We start from the raw sequence: 22,007 nt of genomic DNA on the forward strand, positions 1-22,007 counted from the left end.
CCTCAGCTCCGGGGAAGAAGCAGGCCTCCAACGGCTTCGCGGTAGCTTTCCATGGTGATCGCAGCTGTGCGTTGCCATCCGAAGGACTCGGCGTGGGTGGCAGCGAGCCGGCCCATGTCTTCGCGCGTCTGGACGTCGTCGTACAGATCCTCGAGGGCATCGGCCCAGTCGGTGGGGTCGTGCCCGTTCACCAGAATTCCTGTGCGGCCGTCCGAGATGGCCCGGGACAGGCCTCCGACGTTGGTGGCAACGACCGGAGTACCGCACGCCTGTGCTTCCAAGGCCACCAGGCCGAAGGATTCACTGAAGGAGGGCATCACCACGACGTCGGCAGAGCGGAACCAGCCAGCCAGCTCCGGCGCCACCACCGGCGGCCGGTGAGTGACGACGTCGTCCATTCCTGCCTCGTGGATGATCTGCTGGAGGTTGAAGTCCTTGGCCCCGCTCAGCGAGCCCAGGATTGTCATTTCCAGATCGATGTCCGGCCGCCGCTTCCGCAGGATGCCTGCGGCCTTGACGAAGACCTGGGGACCCTTGAGCCGCTGGATGCGGCCAGCGAACAGGATGTGGAAGCTGTCCGGCCGAACCTCAAGCCTGGCGCGCGACTTCTTGCGGAACGATGGCGTGAAAACGTTGAGGTCCACTCCGGGCGGGGCTACGTCAATCCTGTCGCGGTCGGCTCCGTAGTGGGACACGAGTTCGTCCGCTTCCGCAGGGGTGTTGGCGATCAGCCGCGCGGCGCCGTCGACGATCTGCTGCTCGCCGATCTCCCGGCGCCGTGGCTCAGGGCGTTCGCCCGGTTGCAGGACGAGGTTCTTGACCTTGGCCATGGTGTGCATGGTGTGGACCAGCGGAACGCCCCACAGCGCGGACAGCTCCAAGCCGGCAACGCCGGACACCCAGTAGTGCGAATGGATGGCGTCGTAGCGGCCGTGAAGTTGCTGGTTCCGGATGTGGTCGATTTCTCCCACCATCTGGTGCAGGAGCTCCGGCAATTCTTCCTTGGGTATCTTCCGGCGTGGTCCGGCCTGGACGTTGTGGACGCACACCCCTGGACCGGGATGCTCGACGGCGGGTTGGCTGGCTTTGGTGGCCCGCGTGAAAATCTCCACCTCCACGCCTGTCTCCGCCAGTGCCATGGCCAAGGCCCGGACGTAGACGTTCATTCCGCCTGCGTCACCGGCCCCGGGCTGCTCCATGGGGGAGGTGTGCAACGACAGGAACGCCACACGACGGACCATCGGCATCGCACCCCTCCTGACTTTCACTGCAATTCACTTTGCCCTGCAGAAAACACTACTCCTGCCCTTCCGCCCCTCAAGAAAGCGGCCCCGCTATGTGGACAAAGGCTGCTAGCGTGTGGGCTGTGAGCCAAGAACAATCCTTCGACATCCGCAAGGCGGCCCCTGGGGACTGGGCCGGAATCTGGTCCATCCTGGAGCCCGTAATCCGTGAAGGCGAGACCTTCACATGGGATCGCGACACCACTGAGGAAGCAGCGAGGGCCAAGTGGTCCAAGGAAGCCCCCGGACAGACGTTCGTTGCGGTGGACAAGGACTCCGGAAAGATCCTTGGCACCGGAGAGTTCCACGCCAACCAAGGTGGCGGTGGCAGCCATGTCGCCAACGCCGGTTACATGGTGGCTGCCGGCCATTCGGGCCAAGGTATTGCGCGGGCACTCTGCGCCTACTCCCTTCAAGAGGCCAAGGCGGCAGGCTTCTACTCCATGCAGTACAACGCCGTGGTGGAGAGCAACGTCCGGGCCGTATGGCTGTGGCAGTCCATGGGATTCAAGATTCTGGCCACGGTGCCTGAGGCTTTCAACCATCCCGAGATCGGTTACGTTGGCCTGCACGTGATGTACCGCAAGCTCTAGCCCCCAGCCCGCCGGCCATTGCTCCAAAGCGCCGCCAGCCCCGGGAATTCCTTTTCGTAGCCCGCCAAGAGCTGCCTGCCCAACAGTTCCGAGCCCACCAGCGGATGCGAGGCGAACGCCTGGACGGCGGCTTCGCGGTCGTGGTCGCGGACGGCGCGGATCGTGAGCCGCTCCACCTCTTTGACGCGCTGCATCAAAGTGAGGAACGGGCCCGGGGGCCGTTCCTGCGCGACCGCCACCGCGCCGTCGGGCGTCACTTGGGCGGGGACTTCGACGACGGCGTCCGCCGGCAACCCGGGGACGGCCACTTCTGCATCGTGGGGACCATCGGCAGCCAGCACGGGGGCGTTGGGCACGTTGAGGATGAGTTGGGCGGTTCCGCCGGCCGAAAGGGCCCGCATCACGGACAACGCAACCCGTTCGTAGCCACCTCCGGCAAGATCGGACTCGTCGCGCTGCTCGCCGTTCGTCCGGGCTTCCGCCAGATAGCCTTCCTCACGCGATCGACGGGCCGCATCCCACAGTGAATAGGCGTCATCAGCGTGCACCAAAGCGGGGTAGAGCGCATGTTGTTGCAGGTGGATCGAGGCCCCACGCGTCTGACGTTGTGCACGGATGGCTTTGGTGGCCTGCGCCGTTTGGTAGTAGTAGTACAGGTACTCGTTGGGCAGGCAGCCGAGCTTTTCCAGGGTGTGCTGCCCAAAAAGGCGGCCTTCCTCCATGGACCCAAGGGCGGAGGGATCGGCCAGAAGCCCGGGCAGGAGATCCCTGCCGTGCGGCGCCAGCCGGTAGAGCCAGCCGAGGTGGTTCAGCCCGTAGTAGCCCACGCCGTCGAGACTTCCTTCAATCAACGGGGTGCCGGCCGCCCGGGCCGCACGCTGCGCCAAGCCCCCGGCGGAATCACAAATCCCAATCACCCGGTTCCCAAGAACAGGCACCAAGGCCTCGGTGACCATCCCGGCAGGGTTGGTGAAGTTGATCAGCCAGGCGTCGGGACAATGACGGCGCATGCCCTGGGCGAGTTCCAACATGCGGGGGATGGATCGCAGTGCGTAGGAAATTCCGCCTGCACCGGTGGTCTCCTGGCCCAGTAGCCCGAGTGCCAACGCAACGCCCTCATCGGCGATCCGGCCGGCAGTTCCGCCGGGCCGGATGGCCGCAAACACGATGTCCGTCCCGGTGAGAGCCTGCCCAAGGTCGTTGCACCCCACGATCGTAGGACGCGGACCAGGGGTGGTGGGCATATCGCGCAGTACTGCCTGGATCGCCTTGAGCCGTTGCTCGTCGACGTCGAAAAGCACCAGTTCGCTGACCAGGCCGGCAAAGGGACCCTGGCACAACACCCGGTACACGAGGGGAACCCGGAATCCGCCGCCACCGGCGATCATGAGCCGCATGCTTTGAGTCTATGCAGCCCAGCAAGCTGCGGCGTAGTGTGCCGTTCATGGACGCTTTGCCGCAGCGACGATTCGACCCCCTTGCCGCCGTAAGGTCCGACGGCGACGCCGGGTGCGATCTCCTCCTGACCGGCACCGTCTTCCAGGACATCATTTTCACCGGCCTTCCCCAAGCGCCCGAACCCGGCACCGAAGTGTGGAGCGAAGGCATGGGAAGCTGCCCGGGAGGAGTGGCCAACCAGGCAATCGCCGCGGCCCGGCTCGGATTGCGGACCAACCTCGCAGCCACGTTCGGTGATGACGGCTACGGCGACTACAACTGGCAGATCCTCGAAACCCAGGAACACGTGGACCTCTCGCTCTCGCGCAGGGTACCGGGATGGCACTCGCCCGTGACGGTATCCATGTGCGTGAACCAGGACCGCTCCATGGTCACCCACGGGCACCCGGCGCCGATCAGTTCTTCCGAGTTAATTGGCAGGCCTCCCCGGGCGCTCGCAGCCGTTGCGGAGCTGGAAGAGGAGATGGAGCCGTGGATGGTGGCCGCCAAGGCCGCCGGCACCAAACTCTTCGGGGTGGTGGGATGGGACCCTACCGGGGAATGGTCGGAGCGGAGGCTGGACCAGCTTGGGAACTACTATGCCTTCCTCCCCAACGCGCCCGAGGCCATGGCGTTCACGGGCAAATCAGACCCTTGGGCTGCCCTGTACTCCCTGGCCGACCGCGTGCCGGTCGCAGTGGTGACCCTTGGCCCGCAAGGCGCGGTGGCGGTGGACTCGGAAACTGGCGAGGAGGAGTGGGTGCCGTCGCTGCCGGTTTCAGCTTCTGATCCCACGGGGGCGGGGGACTGCTTTGGTGCGGCCTTCATTGTGGGGAGCCTTGCGGGATGGCGGTTGGGTGACCGGCTGCGTTTTGCCAACCTGTGCGCCTCCCTTGCCGTCCAGGAGGTCGGCGGCTCATTGGCGGCACCGGGCTGGGGAGACATTGCGGACTGGTGGCAGCGGGCGAATGCGCGGAAGGAGCGCCAGTCCAGCCAATGGCTGCGGCGCTTCGCATTCCTGGAGCCGATCGTCAAAGACATTCCGGCCGAAGCCCAACGGCGCGCCCGGGCCACCATCGCGCACTTGTCGGATGCGCAGTAGCGGCAGGGACCCCTGCGCAGTTAACCCGAATTCACTGGCACCACTAGAATCTCTAGGGTGACTTATGAAGCAGCTGCAGATATCGGGATCGGCTCCAAGGCGTCAATAGCCAAAGCGGCGGTGCTTGAACGATCCGCAGTGATCGACCTCGAAGCTGTGCGCCACAACGTTCGCCAGTTCGTAGCCATCGCCTCTCCTGCCGCCGTCATGGCCGTCGTGAAGGCCGACGCCTATGGCCACGGAGCCGTGCAGGTTGCGCGGGCAGCCCTCGACGCCGGTGCCGCCTGGCTCGGGGTGGCGCACATTTCCGAGGCGCTCGCCTTGCGCGCCGCCGGCATCGACGCGCCGTTGCTCGCGTGGCTGCACACCCGCGGAAGCAACTTCCAAGCGGCAGTAGCTGCCGGCGTCGACGTCGGAATTTCGGGGTGGGAACTTGACGCGGTAGTCGCGGCAGCGCGGGAGCAGGAACGCCCGGCGCGGGTGCACCTCAAGATCGACACGGGCCTCGGCCGTAACGGCTGCACCATTGCCGACTGGGACCAGCTGCTCGGCCAGGCAATGGACTACCAGGACCAGGGCCTTCTGCGCGTGGTGGGCATCTTCTCGCACCTCGCCGTGGCTGACGAACCGCACCGCCCCGAAACCGATGACCAACTTGCCGTGTTCCGCGAAGCCATCGCCATGGCCGAGGACGCCGGCGTGGACACCGAGGTCCGGCACATCGCCAATACGCCCGCCACGCTGTCCCGGCCGGATTCGCATTTCGACCTCGTCCGCGTGGGCCTGGGCATCTACGGATTGTCGCCTTTTGAAGGCGCCACTTCCGCCGAACTCGGCTTGCACCCGGCCATGACGGTGCGCACGCTCCTGTCCAACTGCAAGAAGGTCCCCGAAGGCCAGGGTGTCTCGTACGGGCTGAACTACCGGACCAGCGAGGAAAGCACCCTTGGTTTGGTGCCGTTGGGATACGCCGATGGCGTCCCGCGGATCGGTACCGGCGGACCCGTCCGCGTCAACGGCGTCAATTACCCTGTGGTTGGCAGGATCGCGATGGACCAGATGGTCATAGACCTGGGCCCGTTGGCTCCCGAAACGATGGCCACCTTCAAAGGTGCCGAAGCCGTCATGTTTGGTGACGGCTCCGACGGCGGCCCCACCGCGGACGATTGGGCGGCGGCGGCAGGAACCAACAACTACGAAATCGTCACGCGCATCAGCCCCCGCGTGCCACGCAGCTACGTCAATGAACTGCCGGCACAACCCGATGTGGCAACTGCCGCAGCCGCCAACGCCGAAAAGGCAGCGCTGTGAGCGGACCCCAATGGGAGCGCAGGTTGACGGTCACGACGGCGGAGCAGACCCACTCGCTCGCAGCGGCACTCGGTGAGGTGCTTCAGACGGGCGACCTTCTGGTGCTGACCGGTGAACTGGGCGCCGGCAAGACCACGTTCACCCAAGGCCTGGGGGAGGGCCTGGGAGTGCGCGCCGGGATCATCTCGCCAACCTTTGTGCTGGTACGGATCCATCCCAACCTGCCCGAAGGTCCCCGCCCGGGTGGCCCGGACCTTGTCCACGTGGACGCCTACAGGTTGGAATCCGCTGCGGAGATCGACGACATCGATCTTGAGAACACCATGGACACCGCGGTCACCGTGGTGGAGTGGGGCCGGGACCGGGTGGAGCACCTTTCGGAGAGCCGCCTGGAGGTTGAGCTGCACCGGTCCGTTGGTGGTGATGACGCGGCAGGCTCCCCGGACGGGGATGTGCTGAATTTTGATACCGATGACGACGACGAGCCCCGCACCATCGTTTTCCGTGGCTTTGGTCCCCGCTGGGCCCAGGCTCCAGCACTTCTTGAGAACGCAGAACAGGGAGGGCACTGATGCTGATCCTGGCCATTGATACCTCGGCGGTGGCAAGTGCTGCCCTCATTTCGGACGAAGCCATGGAAGGCGTGGTGGATTCGTTCGCCACGGAGGACACCCGCAGCCATGCCGAAGTCCTGGCTCCTGGCATCGAGAAGCTCCTGGCAGGTGCCGGCGTGACCGGCGCGGACATCGACGCCATCGTCACCGGCGTGGGGCCCGGTCCGTTTACGGGCCTGCGCTCCGGCATTGCCACGGCGCGCACCCTGGCCTTCGTGTGGAACAAGCCGTTGTACGGCCTCATGAGCCTCGATGCGATCGCGCTCGAGGTAGCGGAATCCACGACCGAAGCTGCCGAGTTCCTGGTTGCCACGGATGCCCGGCGGAAAGAGGTCTACTGGGCCCGTTATGCCTTGGCCCAGGGGCAGCTCCCGGAACTTGTGGATGGCCCGCATGTGGGCTTCGCGGCGGACCTCCCGGACCTCCCCGTCTATGGTGCGGGCGCGGGCCTGTATGCCGATGTCCTCCGCGCGGACCAGGACTTCGCTTCGAAACAGCCCGATGCCGCCTCCCTGGGCCAGCTTGCCCTGGCCCGGCTCAACGCGGGGCAGCAACTGCTGGACTCCACGCCTTTGTACTTGCGGGAATCGGACGCCCAGGTGCCCGGCCCCCGGAAGCGCGCCCTCTGATGGGACGGAAACTATGAAATTGTCACCCAAAATGGAGCTCGCCGGTGTGTCCCTGCGCGACATGACCGAGGCCGACATCATGGCCGTGGAGGCACTCGAACGCCGGTTGTTCCCCGTTGATGCGTGGCCGCTTCAGATGTTCATTGATGAGCTGGCCCAACCTGAGACCCGACGGTACGTGGTAGCTGAGGCCGACGGCGGAATCGTGGGTTACGCGGGGTTGATGTGCATCGAGCCAATTGCGGACGTCCAGACGATCGCCGTCGTTCCTGAATTCGAAGGCAAGGGGATTGGCTCGGCCATGCTGACGGAGCTGATCGACGAGGCCCGGCGGCGCCGGGCGGCAGATGTCCTGCTGGAGGTGCGGGCGGACAATCCCCGTGCCCAGCAGCTGTACCTGCGGTTCGGTTTCGAACAGATCCACATCCGCCCGCGGTACTACCGGGACGGCACGGATGCCTTGATCATGCGGCTGCAATTGAGCGACTCCCCATCCCAGGAAGGAATGACGGCATGAGCGCGCCTGTTCCGCACCAGCCACTGGTGCTCGGCATTGAATCTTCGTGCGATGAGACAGGTGTCGGCATTGTGCGCGGAACCACCCTGCTCACCAATACGGTGTCCTCGTCCATGGACGAGCACGTACGGTTCGGCGGCGTGATCCCCGAGATTGCCTCGCGGGCGCACCTTGACGCTTTTGTCCCCACCCTGCAGGAGTCACTGCATGAAGCCGGGGTCACCTTGGACGAGATCGACGCGATCGCCGTGACGTCCGGTCCGGGCCTGGCCGGTGCGCTCATGGTGGGAGTCTGCGCTGCCAAGGCGTTGGCCGTCGCCACGGGAAAGCCGCTGTACGCGATCAACCATTTGGTGGCCCATGTTGGCGTTGGCCTGCTGGATCGGCGGCCAGGACAGGGAGGTAAGTCCGACGCCGGTGCTGCCGCCGGCCTGGGTGCCGGGCCCTTGCCGGAGAACCTGGGAGCGCTCCTGGTATCGGGTGGGCATACGGAAATCCTGCGCATCCGCAGCATCACCGACGACGTCGAGCTGCTGGGTTCAACCATCGACGACGCCGCCGGGGAAGCCTACGACAAGGTTGCCCGCATCCTGGGCCTCGGCTACCCGGGTGGGCCTGCCATCGACAAACTGGCGCGCCAAGGCAATCCCAAATCCATCCGCTTTCCCCGTGGCCTCACCCAGCCCAAGTACATGGGAACGGCCGAAGAGAAAGGCCCGCACCGCTACGACTGGTCCTTCAGCGGCCTGAAAACCGCTGTGGCGCGGTGCGTGGAGCAGTTCGAGGCCCGGAGCGAGGAAGTGCCGGTGGCAGACATCGCCGCAGCCTTCCAGGAAGCCGTAGTGGACGTCATCACCTCAAAGGCGGTCCTGGCCTGCAAGGAGAACGGCATTACGGACCTCCTGCTGGGGGGAGGGGTGGCAGCCAACTCGCGGCTCCGGGAGCTGACCGGGCAGCGTTGTACCTCCGCCGGAATCAGGCTTCACGTGCCGCCGTTGGACCTGTGCACGGATAACGGAGCAATGGTGGCGGCCCTTGGTGCCCAGCTGATCATGGCCGGCGTGGGCCCGTCCGGCGTGGAGTTCGCGCCGGATTCCTCCATGCCCGTCACTACGGTGTCGGTGCCTGCCTAAGTCGAACCGACTAGGCGTCCGGACCTTTTCGCATCTGCTGGACGAGGTCCATGACCACTGCCTGGAGGTCGCCGTTGTGCTCGGCTGCCACCCGACGTTGTCGCTGGTAGCTGGCACCGCGTTCGACGATCTTCAGGACATCTGCGAGTTCTTCCGAGCAGCCGAGCTTGGCTGCCACAGGCTCAAGCCGGGCTACGGTTTCCGCCAGGTGTTCGGTGACCAGCTGCTCGTTGCCCGCGGCGTCGAGGATGATGATGGCTTCCATGCCGTAACGCGCGGCGCGCCACTTGTTCTCCTGCACATGCCACGGCGGCATCGTGGGGATGCTGCCTCCGGCATCCAGGATGGAGGAGAACTCGTCCACCAGGCACTGGGTCAAGGCCGCGATGGCGCCGACTTCCTCGAGGGTCGCCAGGCCGTCGCAGATGCGCATTTCGATGGTGCCAAGGTTGGACACGGGGCGGATGTCCCAGCGGATCTCGGACGTGGAGTCGATCACTCCGGTGGTGAACATGTCCTGGACGTAGGACTCGTAGGCCTCCCACGTCTCAAACTGGAACGGCAGTCCCGCGGTGGGGAGCTGCTGGAACATGAGGGCGCGCTGTGATGCGTAGCCGGTCTCTTCGCCGGCCCAATAGGGGCTGGAGGCTGACAATGCCTGGAAGTGCGGGAAATAGTTGACCAGTCCGTCCAGGATCGGTAGGACTTTTTCCTTCCGGTCGATACCCACGTGGACGTGGACGCCGTAGATGACCATCTGGCGTCCCCACCATTGGGTCCGCTCGATCAGTTTGGCGTAGCGCTCTTTGTCGGTGACCGGCTGGAGCAGGGGAGGGCTGAAGGGATGGCTGCCGGCGCAAAACACCTCGACACCCATGGGGTCGGTGACTTCCCGCACGGCCGCCAATGAACGGCTGAGGTCCTCTTTGGCATCCTTGATTGTCTCGCAGATGCCAGTGACGAGCTCCACGGTGTTCAGGAGCAGTTCCCGCTTGATGTGCGGGTGTTCGTCGTCCTCGTTCAGGTCGGGGTGGTTTGCTGCCACGCCCTTGAGGACATCATTTGCTACGGAGACAAGTTCCCCGGTGCGTGCATTGACGAGCGCCAACTCCCATTCCACACCCAGTGTCGATTGCCTGGATGGCGCAAAATCAATCTGCACGTAGTCCCCTCATTGTGTCGTGTCAGCCGGGCACGGTTCCCCGCTGTGGGGCCGCCAGCGGTCGGATCAAGTCTAATGCAGCCGGAACCAGGGCAATTGCGGGATGACGCAGCGTTCCATCCAGCGTGATTTGTTATTGAGAATGATTCGCAGTAACATCATCCCATGCACTTCTCAGTTGTCAGTTCCCTGGACAGTCAGTGCCGTGAGGCGGCCACCGGGCGGCTCGGCCGCACCCACGAAAACCCGGTAGTGGTTCTCCATGACCTCCTGGATGGCTCATTGGTCCTGCGGCGCATCTACCAGGGAGGCCGGCTTTTGGAGCAGGAGACGACGGTCCTCGAACATGGTTGCCTCAGCTGTACGGTCAGGTTGGATGTTGTCCCGACGGCGGAACGGCTCGCCGCGTGCGGCTTCGACCACGTGGTCCTGGGCCTTCCGCCGGGTGTTGCAACCGGGATGGCGATCGCGGAACTCAGTCCGGGACTGGGTGCGGTGTTGTCCGGCGATTCGCTGGAAGGGGCGGAGCCCTGGCTGAGGGGAGTCGAGCTTCTGGGAGAACTGGCGCCCATGCCAACCTCGTGGGCACGGCCGACGCGTTCCTGCCGGGATGCTTCGACCCCGCCGAGGCGGCGGCCCGCAACCGTCCCGGCGTCGTGCGCATGCCCGCCGGCGATTCGCGTGGCGCCTTCACCACAGTGCTCCACAAAGCCCGCCGTCCCCTGCATCCCGGACGGTTCCGCGACGCTTTGCCGCACCTGGCCAGCGGAACCCACTGGATGCGGGGTCGCCTCTGGATTGCATCGGCTCCGAAAACCCGGATCGCCGTTCAGGGGATCGGGCCAAGAGTCTGGCTCGAAAGCACCGGGACGTGGCTGGCAGACTCGGCTGAACCAACGCCCGGGGCTACGCATCCCGGCAGCCCAGGTGCCGACGTCGATGCCGTTCTTGACTGGCACCCACGCCACGGAGACCGCGGCACCGTCCTGGCCCTCACGGGCTATTCGCAGGACATGGATATCCGCGAGGTCCGCGGGCTGCTGAATGGCTGCCAGTTGACCGAAACCGAAATGGAAGCGGATTTTGGCGGGTGGGAGGATCCGCTGGATCTGCGCAATGCGCTCTGACGCCAAACCGCCAAGCCCAACCACCAAGGAAAAGGAGATAACACCATGAAGGTCAGGAACTCGCTGCGTGCACTGAAGAGGATCCCGGGCGCGCAAATCGTCCGCAGGCGCGGACGCACGTTCGTCATCAACAAGAACAACCCACGGATGAAGGCCCGCCAGGGCTGACCCGTAGGGAAGCGTGAAAGGGCCGTTGTTTAATGGGTGAATGCCCATCCTGAATAAAGACATGTCCTTGTGCATTTCGCTCGCGGCCCGCCCCAGCAATATCGGGACCCGGTTCCACAATTATCTGTACGATCTGCTCGGCTTGAACTTTATCTACAAGGCATTCGCTCCTGCTGACATCACCCTCGCAGTTGCGGGCATCCGCGGCCTCCCCATCCGGGGTGCCGCGGTGTCCATGCCCTACAAGGAGGCCGTTATTCCCTTGGTGGATGTGCTGGACCCCTCCGCCAAGGCCATCGATTCCGTGAACACGATCGTGAACGACGACGGCGTCCTGACGGCCTACAACACTGACTACATTGCCATCGCCCGGCTGCTGAAGGACCACGAGGTTCCTGCCGGCCATACCGTGCTGTTGCGCGGCGCCGGGGGCATGGCCAAGGCTGTCGCGGCCGCACTGAGGGATGCCGGGTTCACGGCCGTCACCATCGTGGCCCGCAATGAAACCGCGGGCCGTGCCCTGGCCGGGCTCTATGGTTTCCGGTGGCAGGAGGACGTCAACGGAGCAACGGCGGACCTCATTATCAACGTCACGCCTCTGGGCATGGCCGGTGCGGACGAAACCGCCCAGTCCTTCGACGACGCGACCATTGCCGCTGCGAAGGTGGTTTTCGACGTCGTTGCGTTGCCGTCCGAAACGCCGCTCATCAAGGCCGCACGATCCGCTGGAAAGCCAGTGATCACCGGAGCCGAAGTCATCGCCATCCAGGCGGAGGAACAGTTCGTCCTGTACACCGGGGTGCGCCCCACCCCCGGACAGGTGCGCGAAGCCTCGGAATTCTCGCGTCGCTGACGCCCTAGGCAGTCACCGGTTCCACCACTGCAACCACTCTTTCCTCACCAATCCTGGTGAGGACAAGGGTGGCTGTTTTCGCATCCTTGCCCTTTTCGGGCTTGCCCGGCAGCAGTTGCTTCCTCAGCTCTTCGGGAGTTACCGCGGTGCCGCGCTTCTTGATGTCCAGGACCGTGATGCCGTTGGCCTTGACCCATCCCTTCAGGGCTTTGACGTTGAACGGCATCACCTCCAGGACCTTGTACGCGCGGGCGAAGGGTGTGTCCTGCAGTTCGGACGCGCAGATATAGGCGATGTGCTCGTCAACAAGGTGCCCGCCCAGGCGTTCGGCGACGTCGGCCACCAGCCCTGCGCGGATCACCGCCCCATCGGGTTCGTAGAGGTAGCCTTCAACAGGCCCGACGGCGGCTGCCGGACCGCCGTCGAAATCCTCGCCGCTGGTGATCTCGGCGGCGCCCTGGCTGCCGATGACGAGCGCTGCGCGGCGAACGCCGGGCCGGGCCACGGCGTTGAACCACAGCGTGGCCTCGGTGACATCGCCGCCCACGGAAACCCACTGGACCTCGCACTCCGAGGGCACGGAATCGTGGGGGATCCCCGGGCCCATCTTGACACCCACGGCGCGCCCGGTGGCCGCCAGGCTTTCCACGAACGACAACGGAGGCGAGAAAGCCTCCGGATCCCAGATCCGCTTGGTCCCCGAGGTCGAAGTGGTTCGTCGGGCGGGGTCCAGCCACACGCCGTAGATACCCTCGAGGTCCACCGACTCGGCCTCCGCGTGCACCACTTTCGCGTGCGGGAAAGGCATGAGGTTCATCATTGCGCACGCTGCGGTGGTCTCATCCATTTCCACAGCAGTGACGGCAATATCCATGGATGCCATCGCCATGGAATCGGCACCAAGGCCACAGCCGAGGTCAGCTACATGGGTGATACCGGCCTGGGCGAAACGCTCAGCGTGGCGGGCGGCGACGTTCAATCGGGTGGCTTGCTCCAAGCCCGCCTGGGTGAAGAGCATTTGCCGGGCGAATTCGCCGAACTTGGCCTCGGCGCGGGTCCGCAAACGGGATTGCGTGAGCACGGCGGCCACGAGTTCGGGGGAGTGGCCGGCCTTCCGGAGACTGGCATTGACGGTGAGGGCATCCGCCTCACGGTACGGCCCCAGCGAGGCAAGAAGTTCCCAACCTTCAGAGGTCAATAAAGGCGCGATCTGTTCCTGCGGTGCATGAGGCATGGGAACAAGCCTAACGTTGCGCGTCGCGGCGGTGTGACTGTGGAATCAGCCGGATAGGGTTGTTTTCATGGAAGACAACGCAGCACCGCAGCCCTCCCGCCTCACCAAGTTCGCCCGGCCGGCCCTGATCGCGGGCGCTGTCATCGCGGTGGTCTGCATCGGCCTGTTGATCGTTATCTTCGCCCTGGACTCCTTCAACGCGGCAGCCTATTCCGTCACCGGCAAGAGCGTCAGCGACTCCACGGATGAGGCGCGCGACATCCGCGACCTCTACAGCGGCGCCCGCTTGGGCGGCATCATCGCCCTGGTGGTATCCGGCGTCGTGGCGGCGGCCTCGGCGGTGGTGCTCTATGTGAACCGTGGCAGCGCCTCACTGGATGGGGACGACGACGGCGAAGACTATGACCTGGACGACCTCAGGGACCAGTGAGCGACGTTCACCCATGACGAAATGCTGGCACTCACCTTGACCGAGTGCTAACGCCTTACATAGAGTCTTGTTAGCACTCTCCCCCGGAGGCTGCTAATCCCGCCAGGCGTCCACCGGCACCGCGACGACGGTTGTACGCCACGGCACCCTAGTTCTTAGTCCATGAATCAGCTCATGAAAAGGAGAGTCCGAGTGTCGGTCTCGATTAAGCCTCTTGAGGATCGTATTGTTGTTCGCCCGCTCGAAGCAGAGCAGACCACGGCTTCCGGCCTGGTTATTCCGGACTCCGCACAGGAGAAGCCGCAGGAAGGCGAAGTTGTTGCAATCGGCCCCGGCCGCTTCGATGACAACGGCAACCGCGTACCGGTTGACGTAGCTGTTGGCGACGTCGTCATCTACTCCAAGTACGGTGGAACCGAAGTCAAGACCGGCGGCAGCGAGTACCTCGTTCTGTCCGCCCGCGACGTCCTTGCGATCGTCGTAAAGTAACTTCCTGGAGCCCCGCACCGCCGTCGCGTTGGAATTATTCCGAGCGTCAGCGGTGCGGGTTTTCTGTCTCGAAAGGACACAACCATGGCAAAGCAGCTTGCTTTTAACGATGCTGCCCGCCGGTCTCTTGAGGCCGGTATCGACAAGCTCGCCAACACTGTCAAGGTGACGCTTGGCCCGCGCGGCCGCAACGTCATTCTGGACAAGAAGTGGGGCGCTCCCACGATCACCAACGATGGCGTCACCATCGCGCGTGAAGTTGAGCTTGACGACCCCTACGAGAACCTTGGTGCACAGCTGGCCAAGGAAGTAGCTACCAAGACCAACGACGTCGCAGGCGACGGCACCACCACGGCAACCGTGCTGGCCCAGGCCCTGGTCAAGGAAGGCCTGCGCAACGTTGCTGCCGGTGCCGCTCCCGGCGAGATCAAGCGCGGCATCGAAGTTGCCGTTGAAGCCGTTGCAGCACGCCTCCTGGAGAACGCCCGCGAAGTCGAAGGCACCCAGGTAGCCAACGTTGCAGCCATCTCCGCCCAGAGCGACGAGGTTGGCGAACTGCTGGCCGAGGCGTTCGGCAAGGTGGGCAAGGACGGTGTCATCACCATTGAAGAGTCCTCCACCACGCAGACCGAGCTGGTCCTGACTGAAGGCATGCAGTTCGACAAGGGCTACCTGTCCCCGTACTTCGTCACCGACGCAGAACGCCAGGAAGCTGTCCTCGAGGACGCCCTCATCCTGATCAACCAGGGCAAGATCTCCTCGCTGCAGGACTTCCTGCCGCTGCTGGAAAAGGCCCTGCAGGCGAACAAGCCGCTCTTCATCATCGCTGAAGACATCGAAGGCGAGGCCCTCTCCACGCTGATCGTCAACCGCATCCGCGGCACGCTCAACGTTGTTGCCGTCAAGGCTCCCGGCTTCGGTGACCGCCGCAAGGCCATGCTCCAGGACATCGCCACGCTCACGGGCGCCCAGGTTGTTTCCCCGGATCTTGGCCTGACGCTGGACTCTGTCGGCCTCGAGGTACTTGGTACGGCCCGCCGCATCACGGTCACCAAGGACAACACCACCATCGTGGACGGTGCCGGAACCGAGCAGGATGTTGCTGACCGCGTTGCACAGCTCCGCGCTGAACTGACCCGGACGGACTCCGACTGGGACAAGGAAAAGCTGCAGGAACGCCTGGCCAAGCTGGCTGGCGGCATCGGCGTCATCAAGGTTGGCGCAGCCACCGAAGTTGAGCTGAAGGAAAAGAAGCACCGCATCGAGGACGCCGTGTCCTCCACGCGTGCAGCCCTCGAAGAAGGCATTGTTTCCGGTGGCGGTTCCGCCCTCATCCACGCCCTGAAGGCACTGGATGAGTCCCCGGCCGTCAAGGACCTCGAAGGTGACGCAGCAGCCGCTGTAGGCATCGTCCGCCGCGCACTGGTCCAGCCGCTGCGCTGGATCGCCCAGAACGCCGGTTTCGACGGCTTCGTCGTGGCAGCCAAGGTGTCCGAGCTCGAAGCCAACCATGGCTTCAACGCCAAGTCCGGTGAGTACGAGGACCTGATCGCCGCAGGCGTGATCGACCCCGTCAAGGTCACCCGCTCGGCACTCCGCAACGCCGCTTCCATCGCAGCCCTGGTTCTCACCACCGAGACGCTGGTTGCCGAGAAGCCCGCTGAGGAAGAAGACGCACACGCAGGCCACCAGCACTAAGCGCCTGTCCTGCTGAAACCCTGCAGGAACCCCGGTCACACTTGGTGGCCGGGGTTTCTGCTGTTTATGTTCCCGTGCAATATGTCACACCCTTGACCTGTGCGGCCGGGGCAGGCCCGGGGCCCCGGATAGGGTATCGCCACAGGTCACGCACAGGAAAACCTGCAATGATAGGTGGCTGAACCGGGGCCGGGGGAGGCCCGGAGGGCGGTCTGCAGCACCCTCGAACTGGGGGCGGGTGGGCAAAACCGCGTATTATTGATGCTTTGTGCCAGCCGCTGTGCCACCGCTTTAAGGAACTGCCTAACGTGACTACCCCAACGATTACAGCCTCAGCCCACCGCGGCAGGCGGGCTTCAGGTCCCGTTGGAAAGTCCAAGTTCCGCCCTGAGATCCAAGGTCTCAGGTCCCTCGCCGTGCTCATGGTGGTGAGCTACCACATTTGGATCGGGCGCGTCTCCGGAGGCGTTGATGTCTTCCTGCTGATCTCCGCCTTCCTCATGACGCTGCAGTTCACCGGACGCTACCAACAGGGCCGCCCGATGGACCTGGTGCGGCACTGGCTCCATCTGTTCAGGCGCCTGCTGCCCGCCGTCGTCGTGGTCCTGACCGGAACCCTCGCCGCCACGTTTGTCCTCATGCCCGCCACCAGGTGGGTGGAGATTGTCCAGCAGGCGTGGGCATCGCTGTTCTACTACGAGAACTGGTTGCTGCAGCAGCTCGCGGTGGATTACTACGCCACGGACCACAGCCTTGCGAGCCCGGTCCAGCACTTCTGGTCACTGTCGATACAAGGCCAGGTATTCATCCTTTGGCCCACCATCTTTGCCGCTGTCGCGCTGCTGTGCCGCCGCTTTGCGCTGCGTTACCGCGCGACGCTGGTGTACGTTTTCGGCATCATTTTCCTGGTCTCGTTTGTGTACTCCATCATCTTCACGGCCACCAACCAGGCAGTGGCGTACTTCGATACCTTCGCCCGCCTATGGGAATTTGCCCTGGGAACTCTGCTGGCGCTGATCCTGCCGGGGCTGAACTTCTCCAAGCCCGTCCGCGTGGTGATGGGCTGGGTCGGCGTGGCCGCCATGCTCACCTGCGGCATCCTGTTGCAGGTCCAGACCGCCTTCCCCGGCTTCGTGGCCCTGTGGCCCACCCTGGCGGCCGTGGCGGTCATCGCCGCCGGCCACACCGGGAGCCGTTTCGGCGTGGACCGCATCCTCAGTTCCAGGTTCCTGGTCCGCCTGGGTGACAACTCCTACGCCCTCTACCTGTGGCACTGGCCCATCCTGGTGATCGCCCTGGCATGGAGCGGCAAGGACCACGCCGGCTGGCTTTCCGGCACCGCCATCGTTGCGCTCTCGCTCCTCCTGGCTTTCCTCACCACCAAATACATCGAGAAGCCCTTCCGCCAGTGGAAGTGGCCCGAGATGAAGCGCAGGCGTGCGCTTATCGCCATCGCGGCTTGCGTGGCAGTGGCCTCTGCGCCTCTCCTCGGCTTCCAGTACAAGTTGGACCAGGACGAACAAGCTGCGCAGGCCCGGATGGTCTTCGACAATCCCGGCGCCAAGTCCCTCCTCCCGACATATGTGAACGAAATCGCCCCCAACGCCCTCACCCAGCCCACAGCCGAACGGATCGGGCGCGACTGGGCAAAGCTTCCGGATGGATGTTCCGGAGATACCAAGCCGGACTCGCAGCTTCTGCGGGACAACTGCCAGCAGAACAACGTTGGCTCCGATGCCACCAAGACCATCCTCGTGGTGGGCAACTCGCATTCCCAACAGTGGCTTGCCGCGCTTGGCCAGTTGGCGGAGGAACACCACTGGAAGTTGTATGCCTTGCTGTATGGGGCCTGTCCCTTTGCTACCGATGACCCCGACGTCGAGCCCGAGTGCAACGAGTTCAACCGTGAGGTCCGCCAGCACATTGAGGAGCACGCCCCCGATGCCGTGTTCACGGTGGGCACCAAGGCCGAACCCTCTGAACCGGACGAGAAACTGACGCGCGGATTCGAGGAGCTTGTCCAGGAAATCACTTCACGCGGAACGCAGGTCGTTGCGGTGCGTGACAACCCCAGGTTCACCTACAGCCTGACGGACTGCACCCTCTCGAAGGGCGTGGACAGCCCTGACTGCCGGCCCTTGAAGGCGGACGTGCTGGCAGAGCAGAGCCCCTTTGAAGAAGTGATGGGCAAGTACCAGGACCTGTTCGTGATCGATATGACGGACCTGATCTGCCTTGGGATCTACTGCCCGCCCATCATTGGCAATACCTTCGTCTACCTGGACGACAACCACCTGACCAAGACGTATGTGAAGAGCATGACGGACATGCTTGATGAGAGGTGGTTTGCCACGACGGGGTGGCAACAATGACGACCACCGCAGCCGCCACGGCTGCGAGCAACTCCGGTGGAAGTACGACGCCGGAACGCGGCTTCCGCCCGGAAGTCCAGGGCCTGCGTGCCTTGGCGGTGCTCATGGTGGCCGCCTACCATATTTGGCTGGGCCGGGTATCCGGCGGGGTGGACGTCTTCCTGCTCATCTCCGCCTTCCTACTGACGTTGTCGTTCACCCGGAAGCTTGAAGCGGGCTCGCCGTTGAAGCTGTTGCGGCATTGGCTTCACGTGTTCAAGCGGCTGCTGCCCGCCGTCGTCGTGGTTTTGCTGGGAGTCCTGGCCGCCACCTGGGCGTTCATTCCGCAAAGCCGCTGGCCCGATGTCCTGGCCGAGGCCTGGGCGTCATTGTTCTACCGGCAGAACTGGCAGCTCGCGGAGAACGCCGTGGATTACTACGCGCAGGACCATTCAGGTGCCAGCCCGCTCCAGCACTTTTGGTCGCTGTCCGTCCAAGGCCAGGTGTTCATCCTGTGGCCGTTGGTCTTCGCGGCCGTGGGGCTGCTGCAGCCACAACTGGCCAAATTTTTTCCGCAGGGTAAGGCGCCGGGCCACCGGAACCTGCTTTTCTTCGCGTTTGCTGCGGTGTTCTTGGCGTCCCTGGTGTTCTCCATCGACCAGACCGCCAACAACCAGGAATACGCCTACTTCGATACCCGTGCCCGGCTGTGGGAGTTCGCACTGGGGTCCCTGCTGGCACTTGCGCTGCCGTACCTGAAGCCGGGTCGCCGGCTTCGGGTGTTCCTTGGCTGGGCCGGAATTTCGGCGATGCTCGCCTGCGGCCTGGTGCTGACAGTGGACCGTTCCTTCCCTGGGTTCATCGCGCTTTGGCCTACCCTTGCCGCCGCTGCGGTCATCGTGGCAGGGCAGAGCAACAGTCCCTACGGCGCTGACCGTCTCCTGGGCTCCCGGCCCCTGGTCATGGTGGGAAACAACTCCTACGCCCTTTACCTGTGGCACTGGCCGGTGCTGGTGTTCTTTCTGCTTGTCACCGGCACCACCACCCCTGGCCTGATCCAGGGACTGGGCATCATGGCTGGGTCAATGCTCCTGGCGATCGCGACCACCAGGTTCGTGGAGGAACCCATGCGCCGCTGGAAGTGGCCGGACGTGCGTTCCTGGCGTGCCGCCGTTGTGATTGCCGCCTGCGGTGGTCTGCTGGCCATGCCCGTGACTGTCTGGCAGGGTGCCATCGCCGCGGAAGACGCGGCGATCGCGGGCCAGCCCAAGGACCTGACGCCCGGTGCCGCGGCGTTGTCACCTGAATTCGTGGGACAACCTGCCCAGGAGGCCATGATCATTCCGGCCCCGGCTGCCATGAAGGATGAATGGGCCGACATTGACGGGCTGTGCACAGGGGACAACGTGCCCGACGATCCACTGCTTCAAGGGTGCCTGCAGAACGATGAACCCGAGGTTGTGACCAAGAGGATCGTGGTCCTCGGTGACTCGCATGCCCAGCAGTACATGGCGGCGCTCGGGCCCATCGCCAAGGAGCATGGCTGGGAAGTGGTGACGCTCTTGAAGGGCAGTTGCCGCTTCGGGGCCGAATCTCCGGAACGTACCGGGGAGTGCAACGAGTTCAACAAGGCCAGCGCGCAGTATGTGATGGAGCACAAACCGGACGCCGTGTTCACGGTGGCGTCCCTGACGCACGCCGATGCCCCTTTCGAGACTGAGGTGCCGGGGTACCTGGAGGGCATCAAGCCGTTCACGGATGCCGGGATCGATGTCGTGGGCATCCGCGACAATCCGCGGTTCAGCATCAACATGCCCGAATGCGTACAGAAGAAGGGCCCCGACTCGCCCGAGTGCAACGCGCCGCTGGAAGAATCGTTGGCGGCGTCATCACCGTTGGACGATTATGCCGGCAAGGTCGACCGGCTGCACCTGATGGACATGAGCGACTTCATCTGTGAGCAAGGAACGTGTCCGGCCGTGGTTGGCAACGTGTATGTCTACAAGGATGACAACCACCTGACCAAGACATATGTGCAAAGCATGATTCCGATGTTCGAGGAACGGCTTTTGGCGGCGACAGGCTGGTCCAGCAGCTAGTTTCCGGCCCGCTCCGGCCCAAAAAGCCGGCGACGGCGGCCTGCCGCCAGTGCTGTTGCTCACACTGCGGCGTTACGGAATATGGCGATCGCCGCAGAGGTTCTACTATTTATTCAACACTTATGCACAGGCCAGTCCCGTAATGACGGGCTGGTCATCAGTTGCAACCCCTACCAGTTAAGCCCCCGGAACCAAGGTAAGAGGCGCACTCATGACCCAGCCCGAACACAATCCTTTCGGCCTTATTGGCCTGACCTACGACGACGTCCTGTTGCTTCCCGGACACACGGATGTCATTCCGTCCGAAGCAGACACCTCATCCCGGATCTCCAAGCGCATCAGCGTCCAGACCCCGTTGCTTTCCGCTGCCATGGACACCGTGACCGAGTCCCGCATGGCCATCGCCATGGCGCGGCAGGGCGGCCTGGGCGTCGTCCACCGCAACCTCGCGATCGATGACCAAGCGGAGCACGTTGACCGCGTCAAGCGCAGCGAGTCCGGCATGATCACCAACCCGCTGACCATTGGACCCGAAGCCACCCTCCAGGAACTGGACGAGCTTTGCTCCCGTTACCGCGTTTCCGGCCTGCCGGTTGTCGACACCGACGGCCGCCTCCTGGGCATTGTGACCAACCGCGACACCCGTTTCATTCCGGAATCGGACTTCCCGTTCCGCAGCGTCAGCGACACCATGACCAAGATGCCGCTCATCACCGGCCACGTGGGCATCAGCCGCGACGAAGCCTCGCACAAGTTGGCCACCAACAAGATCGAGAAGCTCCCGTTGGTGGACGAGCAGGGCCGCTTGAAGGGCCTCATCACCACCAAGGACTTCACCAAGGCCGAGCAGTACCCGCTCGCCACCAAGGACGACGAAGGCCGCCTCCGGGTGGGCGCTGCCATCGGCTTCTTCGGTGACGGTTGGGAACGCGCCATGAAGCTCATCGACGCCGGCGTGGATGCGCTCTTCGTGGACACCGCCAACGGCCACTCCCAGGGCGTGCTGGACATGATCCGCCGCCTGAAGTCGGATCCGGTTGCCGCGCACGTGGACGTCATCGGTGGCCAGGCTGCCACGCGTGAAGGTGCGCAGGCGCTGATCGACGCCGGTGCTGACGGCATCAAGGTGGGTGTGGGCCCAGGCTCCATCTGCACCACCCGCGTTGTTGCCGGTGTGGGTGTCCCGCAGATCACCGCCATCTACGAATCCGCGAAAGCAGCCATTCCGGCCGGCGTTCCGCTGATCGCCGACGGCGGCCTGCAGTACTCGGGCGACATCGGCAAGGCACTGGTTGCCGGAGCTGACACCGTGATGCTCGGATCCCTGCTGGCAGGCTGTGAAGAATCCCCGGGCGACCTCATCTTCGTCAACGGCAAGCAGTTCAAGAGCTACCGCGGCATGGGCTCCCTCGGCGCCATGCAGTCCCGCGGCAAGAACACTTCCTACTCCAAGGACCGCTACTTCCAGGCTGATGTTTCCGGCGATGACAAGCTCATCCCCGAAGGCATCGAGGGTCGCGTGGCCTTCCGCGGACCGCTGGCGTCCGTTGCCTACCAGCTGGTGGGCGGACTCCGCCAGACCATGTTCTACACCGGTGCGCCCACCATCCCCGAGCTCAAGGCCCGCGGTAAGTTCGTCCGCATCACGCCGGCCGGCTTGAAGGAGTCGCACCCGCACGACATCCAGATGACGGTGGAAGCCCCCAACTACGGCTCCCGCTAGGCAGCTCCTGTTCCCCGCGGAATTTCCGCGGGGAACAGTTGTTTAACCGGGCAG

At 64.2% G+C, this 22,007-nt stretch carries 21 protein-coding genes; 16 read left to right on the plus strand and 5 right to left on the minus strand.

Annotation, left to right across the window (positions count from 1 at the left end; all coding sequences use genetic code 11):
• Window positions 1-2 precede the first annotated feature (2 nt).
• Complete coding sequence (gene mshA / locus AB0N72_RS10675) at window positions 3-1,247, minus strand: D-inositol-3-phosphate glycosyltransferase (RefSeq protein WP_363930388.1); 1,245 nt, start codon at window positions 1,245-1,247, stop codon at window positions 3-5.
• Window positions 1,248-1,366: 119 nt separating this feature from the next.
• Between mshA and AB0N72_RS10680 the strand changes: the two genes are divergently transcribed.
• A complete protein-coding gene (locus AB0N72_RS10680; protein ID WP_363930389.1) occupies window positions 1,367-1,876 on the plus strand; it encodes a GNAT family N-acetyltransferase in 510 nt (169 codons plus the stop codon).
• On the opposite strand, the gene AB0N72_RS10685 is transcribed toward AB0N72_RS10680, so the two are convergent.
• A complete protein-coding gene (locus tag AB0N72_RS10685; RefSeq protein WP_363930390.1) occupies window positions 1,873-3,273 on the minus strand; it encodes a 6-phospho-beta-glucosidase in 1,401 nt (466 codons plus the stop codon). The two genes, AB0N72_RS10680 and AB0N72_RS10685, sit on opposite strands and share 4 nt — an antisense overlap.
• A 47-nt stretch (window positions 3,274-3,320) precedes the next feature.
• Between AB0N72_RS10685 and AB0N72_RS10690 the strand changes: the two genes are divergently transcribed.
• From AB0N72_RS10690 to tsaD, 6 genes are read left to right on the plus strand one after another with little or no spacing between them, the layout of a single operon-like run.
• Window positions 3,321-4,415, plus strand: coding sequence for a carbohydrate kinase family protein (locus AB0N72_RS10690; protein WP_363930391.1), 1,095 nt, complete (start codon window positions 3,321-3,323; stop codon window positions 4,413-4,415).
• A gap of 57 nt (window positions 4,416-4,472) precedes the next feature.
• On the plus strand, window positions 4,473-5,726 hold the full coding sequence (alr, locus tag AB0N72_RS10695; RefSeq protein WP_363930392.1) for an alanine racemase: 1,254 nt from the start codon (window positions 4,473-4,475) through the stop codon (window positions 5,724-5,726).
• Window positions 5,723-6,298: a tRNA (adenosine(37)-N6)-threonylcarbamoyltransferase complex ATPase subunit type 1 TsaE gene (gene tsaE / locus AB0N72_RS10700; protein ID WP_363930393.1), complete on the plus strand. Its 576-nt coding sequence runs from the start codon at window positions 5,723-5,725 to the stop codon at window positions 6,296-6,298. Before alr ends, tsaE begins: the two co-directional genes overlap by 4 nt.
• Complete coding sequence (tsaB, locus tag AB0N72_RS10705; RefSeq protein WP_363930394.1) at window positions 6,298-6,969, plus strand: tRNA (adenosine(37)-N6)-threonylcarbamoyltransferase complex dimerization subunit type 1 TsaB; 672 nt, start codon at window positions 6,298-6,300, stop codon at window positions 6,967-6,969. Before tsaE ends, tsaB begins: the two co-directional genes overlap by 1 nt.
• A 13-nt stretch (window positions 6,970-6,982) precedes the next feature.
• Window positions 6,983-7,486 carry a ribosomal protein S18-alanine N-acetyltransferase gene (gene rimI, locus AB0N72_RS10710; protein ID WP_363930395.1) on the plus strand — a complete coding sequence of 168 codons (504 nt, stop codon included), beginning with the start codon at window positions 6,983-6,985 and terminating at the stop codon, window positions 7,484-7,486.
• Window positions 7,483-8,619 carry a tRNA (adenosine(37)-N6)-threonylcarbamoyltransferase complex transferase subunit TsaD gene (tsaD, locus tag AB0N72_RS10715; protein ID WP_363930396.1) on the plus strand — a complete coding sequence of 379 codons (1,137 nt, stop codon included), beginning with the start codon at window positions 7,483-7,485 and terminating at the stop codon, window positions 8,617-8,619. Before rimI ends, tsaD begins: the two co-directional genes overlap by 4 nt.
• Before the next feature lie 10 nt (window positions 8,620-8,629).
• Here tsaD and AB0N72_RS10720 read toward each other — a convergent pair whose 3' ends face one another.
• Window positions 8,630-9,781, minus strand: coding sequence for a glutamate--cysteine ligase (locus tag AB0N72_RS10720; protein ID WP_363930397.1), 1,152 nt, complete (start codon window positions 9,779-9,781; stop codon window positions 8,630-8,632).
• A 279-nt stretch (window positions 9,782-10,060) separates the two neighbouring features.
• On the minus strand, window positions 10,061-10,204 hold the full coding sequence (locus AB0N72_RS10725) for a hypothetical protein (protein ID WP_363930398.1): 144 nt from the start codon (window positions 10,202-10,204) through the stop codon (window positions 10,061-10,063).
• Between the two features lie 158 nt (window positions 10,205-10,362).
• Between AB0N72_RS10725 and AB0N72_RS10730 the strand changes: the two genes are divergently transcribed.
• The 3 genes from AB0N72_RS10730 to AB0N72_RS10740 are packed head-to-tail and all read left to right on the plus strand — an operon-like array spanning window position 10,363 to window position 11,929.
• Window positions 10,363-10,908 (plus strand): GTP-binding protein, encoded by a 546-nt coding sequence (locus AB0N72_RS10730; protein WP_363930399.1) that lies wholly within the window; start codon window positions 10,363-10,365, stop codon window positions 10,906-10,908.
• A 45-nt stretch (window positions 10,909-10,953) separates the two neighbouring features.
• Window positions 10,954-11,076: a type B 50S ribosomal protein L36 gene (gene ykgO, locus AB0N72_RS10735; protein WP_363930400.1), complete on the plus strand. Its 123-nt coding sequence runs from the start codon at window positions 10,954-10,956 to the stop codon at window positions 11,074-11,076.
• Window positions 11,077-11,116: 40 nt separating this feature from the next.
• A complete protein-coding gene (locus AB0N72_RS10740) occupies window positions 11,117-11,929 on the plus strand; it encodes a shikimate 5-dehydrogenase (RefSeq protein ID WP_363930401.1) in 813 nt (270 codons plus the stop codon).
• 4 nt (window positions 11,930-11,933) lie between these two features.
• Here the strand turns inward: AB0N72_RS10740 and AB0N72_RS10745 are convergent, their stop codons facing one another.
• Window positions 11,934-13,163: an SAM-dependent methyltransferase gene (locus AB0N72_RS10745; RefSeq protein WP_363930402.1), complete on the minus strand. Its 1,230-nt coding sequence runs from the start codon at window positions 13,161-13,163 to the stop codon at window positions 11,934-11,936.
• A gap of 67 nt (window positions 13,164-13,230) precedes the next feature.
• Between AB0N72_RS10745 and AB0N72_RS10750 the strand changes: the two genes are divergently transcribed.
• The 6 genes from AB0N72_RS10750 (at window position 13,231) to guaB (ending at window position 21,953) form a co-directional block, all read left to right on the plus strand.
• Window positions 13,231-13,593 (plus strand): hypothetical protein, encoded by a 363-nt coding sequence (locus tag AB0N72_RS10750; RefSeq protein ID WP_363930403.1) that lies wholly within the window; start codon window positions 13,231-13,233, stop codon window positions 13,591-13,593.
• 192 nt (window positions 13,594-13,785) lie between these two features.
• Window positions 13,786-14,082: a co-chaperone GroES gene (gene groES / locus AB0N72_RS10755; RefSeq protein ID WP_018776625.1), complete on the plus strand. Its 297-nt coding sequence runs from the start codon at window positions 13,786-13,788 to the stop codon at window positions 14,080-14,082.
• An 84-nt stretch (window positions 14,083-14,166) separates the two neighbouring features.
• A complete protein-coding gene (gene groL, locus AB0N72_RS10760; protein ID WP_363930404.1) occupies window positions 14,167-15,780 on the plus strand; it encodes a chaperonin GroEL in 1,614 nt (537 codons plus the stop codon).
• Window positions 15,781-16,088: 308 nt separating this feature from the next.
• Complete coding sequence (locus tag AB0N72_RS10765; protein ID WP_363930405.1) at window positions 16,089-18,152, plus strand: acyltransferase family protein; 2,064 nt, start codon at window positions 16,089-16,091, stop codon at window positions 18,150-18,152.
• Window positions 18,149-20,230, plus strand: a complete 2,082-nt coding sequence (locus AB0N72_RS10770; RefSeq protein ID WP_363930406.1) for an acyltransferase family protein — start codon at window positions 18,149-18,151, stop codon at window positions 20,228-20,230. The genes AB0N72_RS10765 and AB0N72_RS10770 overlap by 4 nt, the downstream gene beginning before the upstream one ends.
• A 211-nt stretch (window positions 20,231-20,441) precedes the next feature.
• Window positions 20,442-21,953 (plus strand): IMP dehydrogenase, encoded by a 1,512-nt coding sequence (gene guaB / locus AB0N72_RS10775; protein ID WP_363930407.1) that lies wholly within the window; start codon window positions 20,442-20,444, stop codon window positions 21,951-21,953.
• Window positions 21,954-22,007 lie beyond the last annotated feature (54 nt).

The sequence above is a fragment of the Paenarthrobacter sp. NPDC089307 genome (assembly GCF_040685055.1).
Classification (GTDB): Bacteria; Actinomycetota; Actinomycetes; order Actinomycetales; family Micrococcaceae; genus Arthrobacter.

Coding starts and splice junctions, on each gene's coding strand:
- mshA (WP_363930388.1), bottom strand. CDS start 1,247: ATGCCGATGGTCCGTCGTGTGGCGTTCCTGTCGTTGCACACCTCCCCC.
- AB0N72_RS10685 (WP_363930390.1), bottom strand. CDS start 3,273: ATGCGGCTCATGATCGCCGGTGGCGGCGGATTCCGGGTTCCCCTCGTG.
- AB0N72_RS10690 (WP_363930391.1), top strand. CDS start 3,321: ATGGACGCTTTGCCGCAGCGACGATTCGACCCCCTTGCCGCCGTAAGG.
- tsaB (WP_363930394.1), top strand. CDS start 6,298: ATGCTGATCCTGGCCATTGATACCTCGGCGGTGGCAAGTGCTGCCCTC.
- rimI (WP_363930395.1), top strand. CDS start 6,983: ATGAAATTGTCACCCAAAATGGAGCTCGCCGGTGTGTCCCTGCGCGAC.
- tsaD (WP_363930396.1), top strand. CDS start 7,483: ATGAGCGCGCCTGTTCCGCACCAGCCACTGGTGCTCGGCATTGAATCT.
- ykgO (WP_363930400.1), top strand. CDS start 10,954: ATGAAGGTCAGGAACTCGCTGCGTGCACTGAAGAGGATCCCGGGCGCG.
- AB0N72_RS10740 (WP_363930401.1), top strand. CDS start 11,117: ATGCCCATCCTGAATAAAGACATGTCCTTGTGCATTTCGCTCGCGGCC.
- AB0N72_RS10745 (WP_363930402.1), bottom strand. CDS start 13,163: ATGCCTCATGCACCGCAGGAACAGATCGCGCCTTTATTGACCTCTGAA.
- AB0N72_RS10750 (WP_363930403.1), top strand. CDS start 13,231: ATGGAAGACAACGCAGCACCGCAGCCCTCCCGCCTCACCAAGTTCGCC.
- groL (WP_363930404.1), top strand. CDS start 14,167: ATGGCAAAGCAGCTTGCTTTTAACGATGCTGCCCGCCGGTCTCTTGAG.
- AB0N72_RS10770 (WP_363930406.1), top strand. CDS start 18,149: ATGACGACCACCGCAGCCGCCACGGCTGCGAGCAACTCCGGTGGAAGT.
- guaB (WP_363930407.1), top strand. CDS start 20,442: ATGACCCAGCCCGAACACAATCCTTTCGGCCTTATTGGCCTGACCTAC.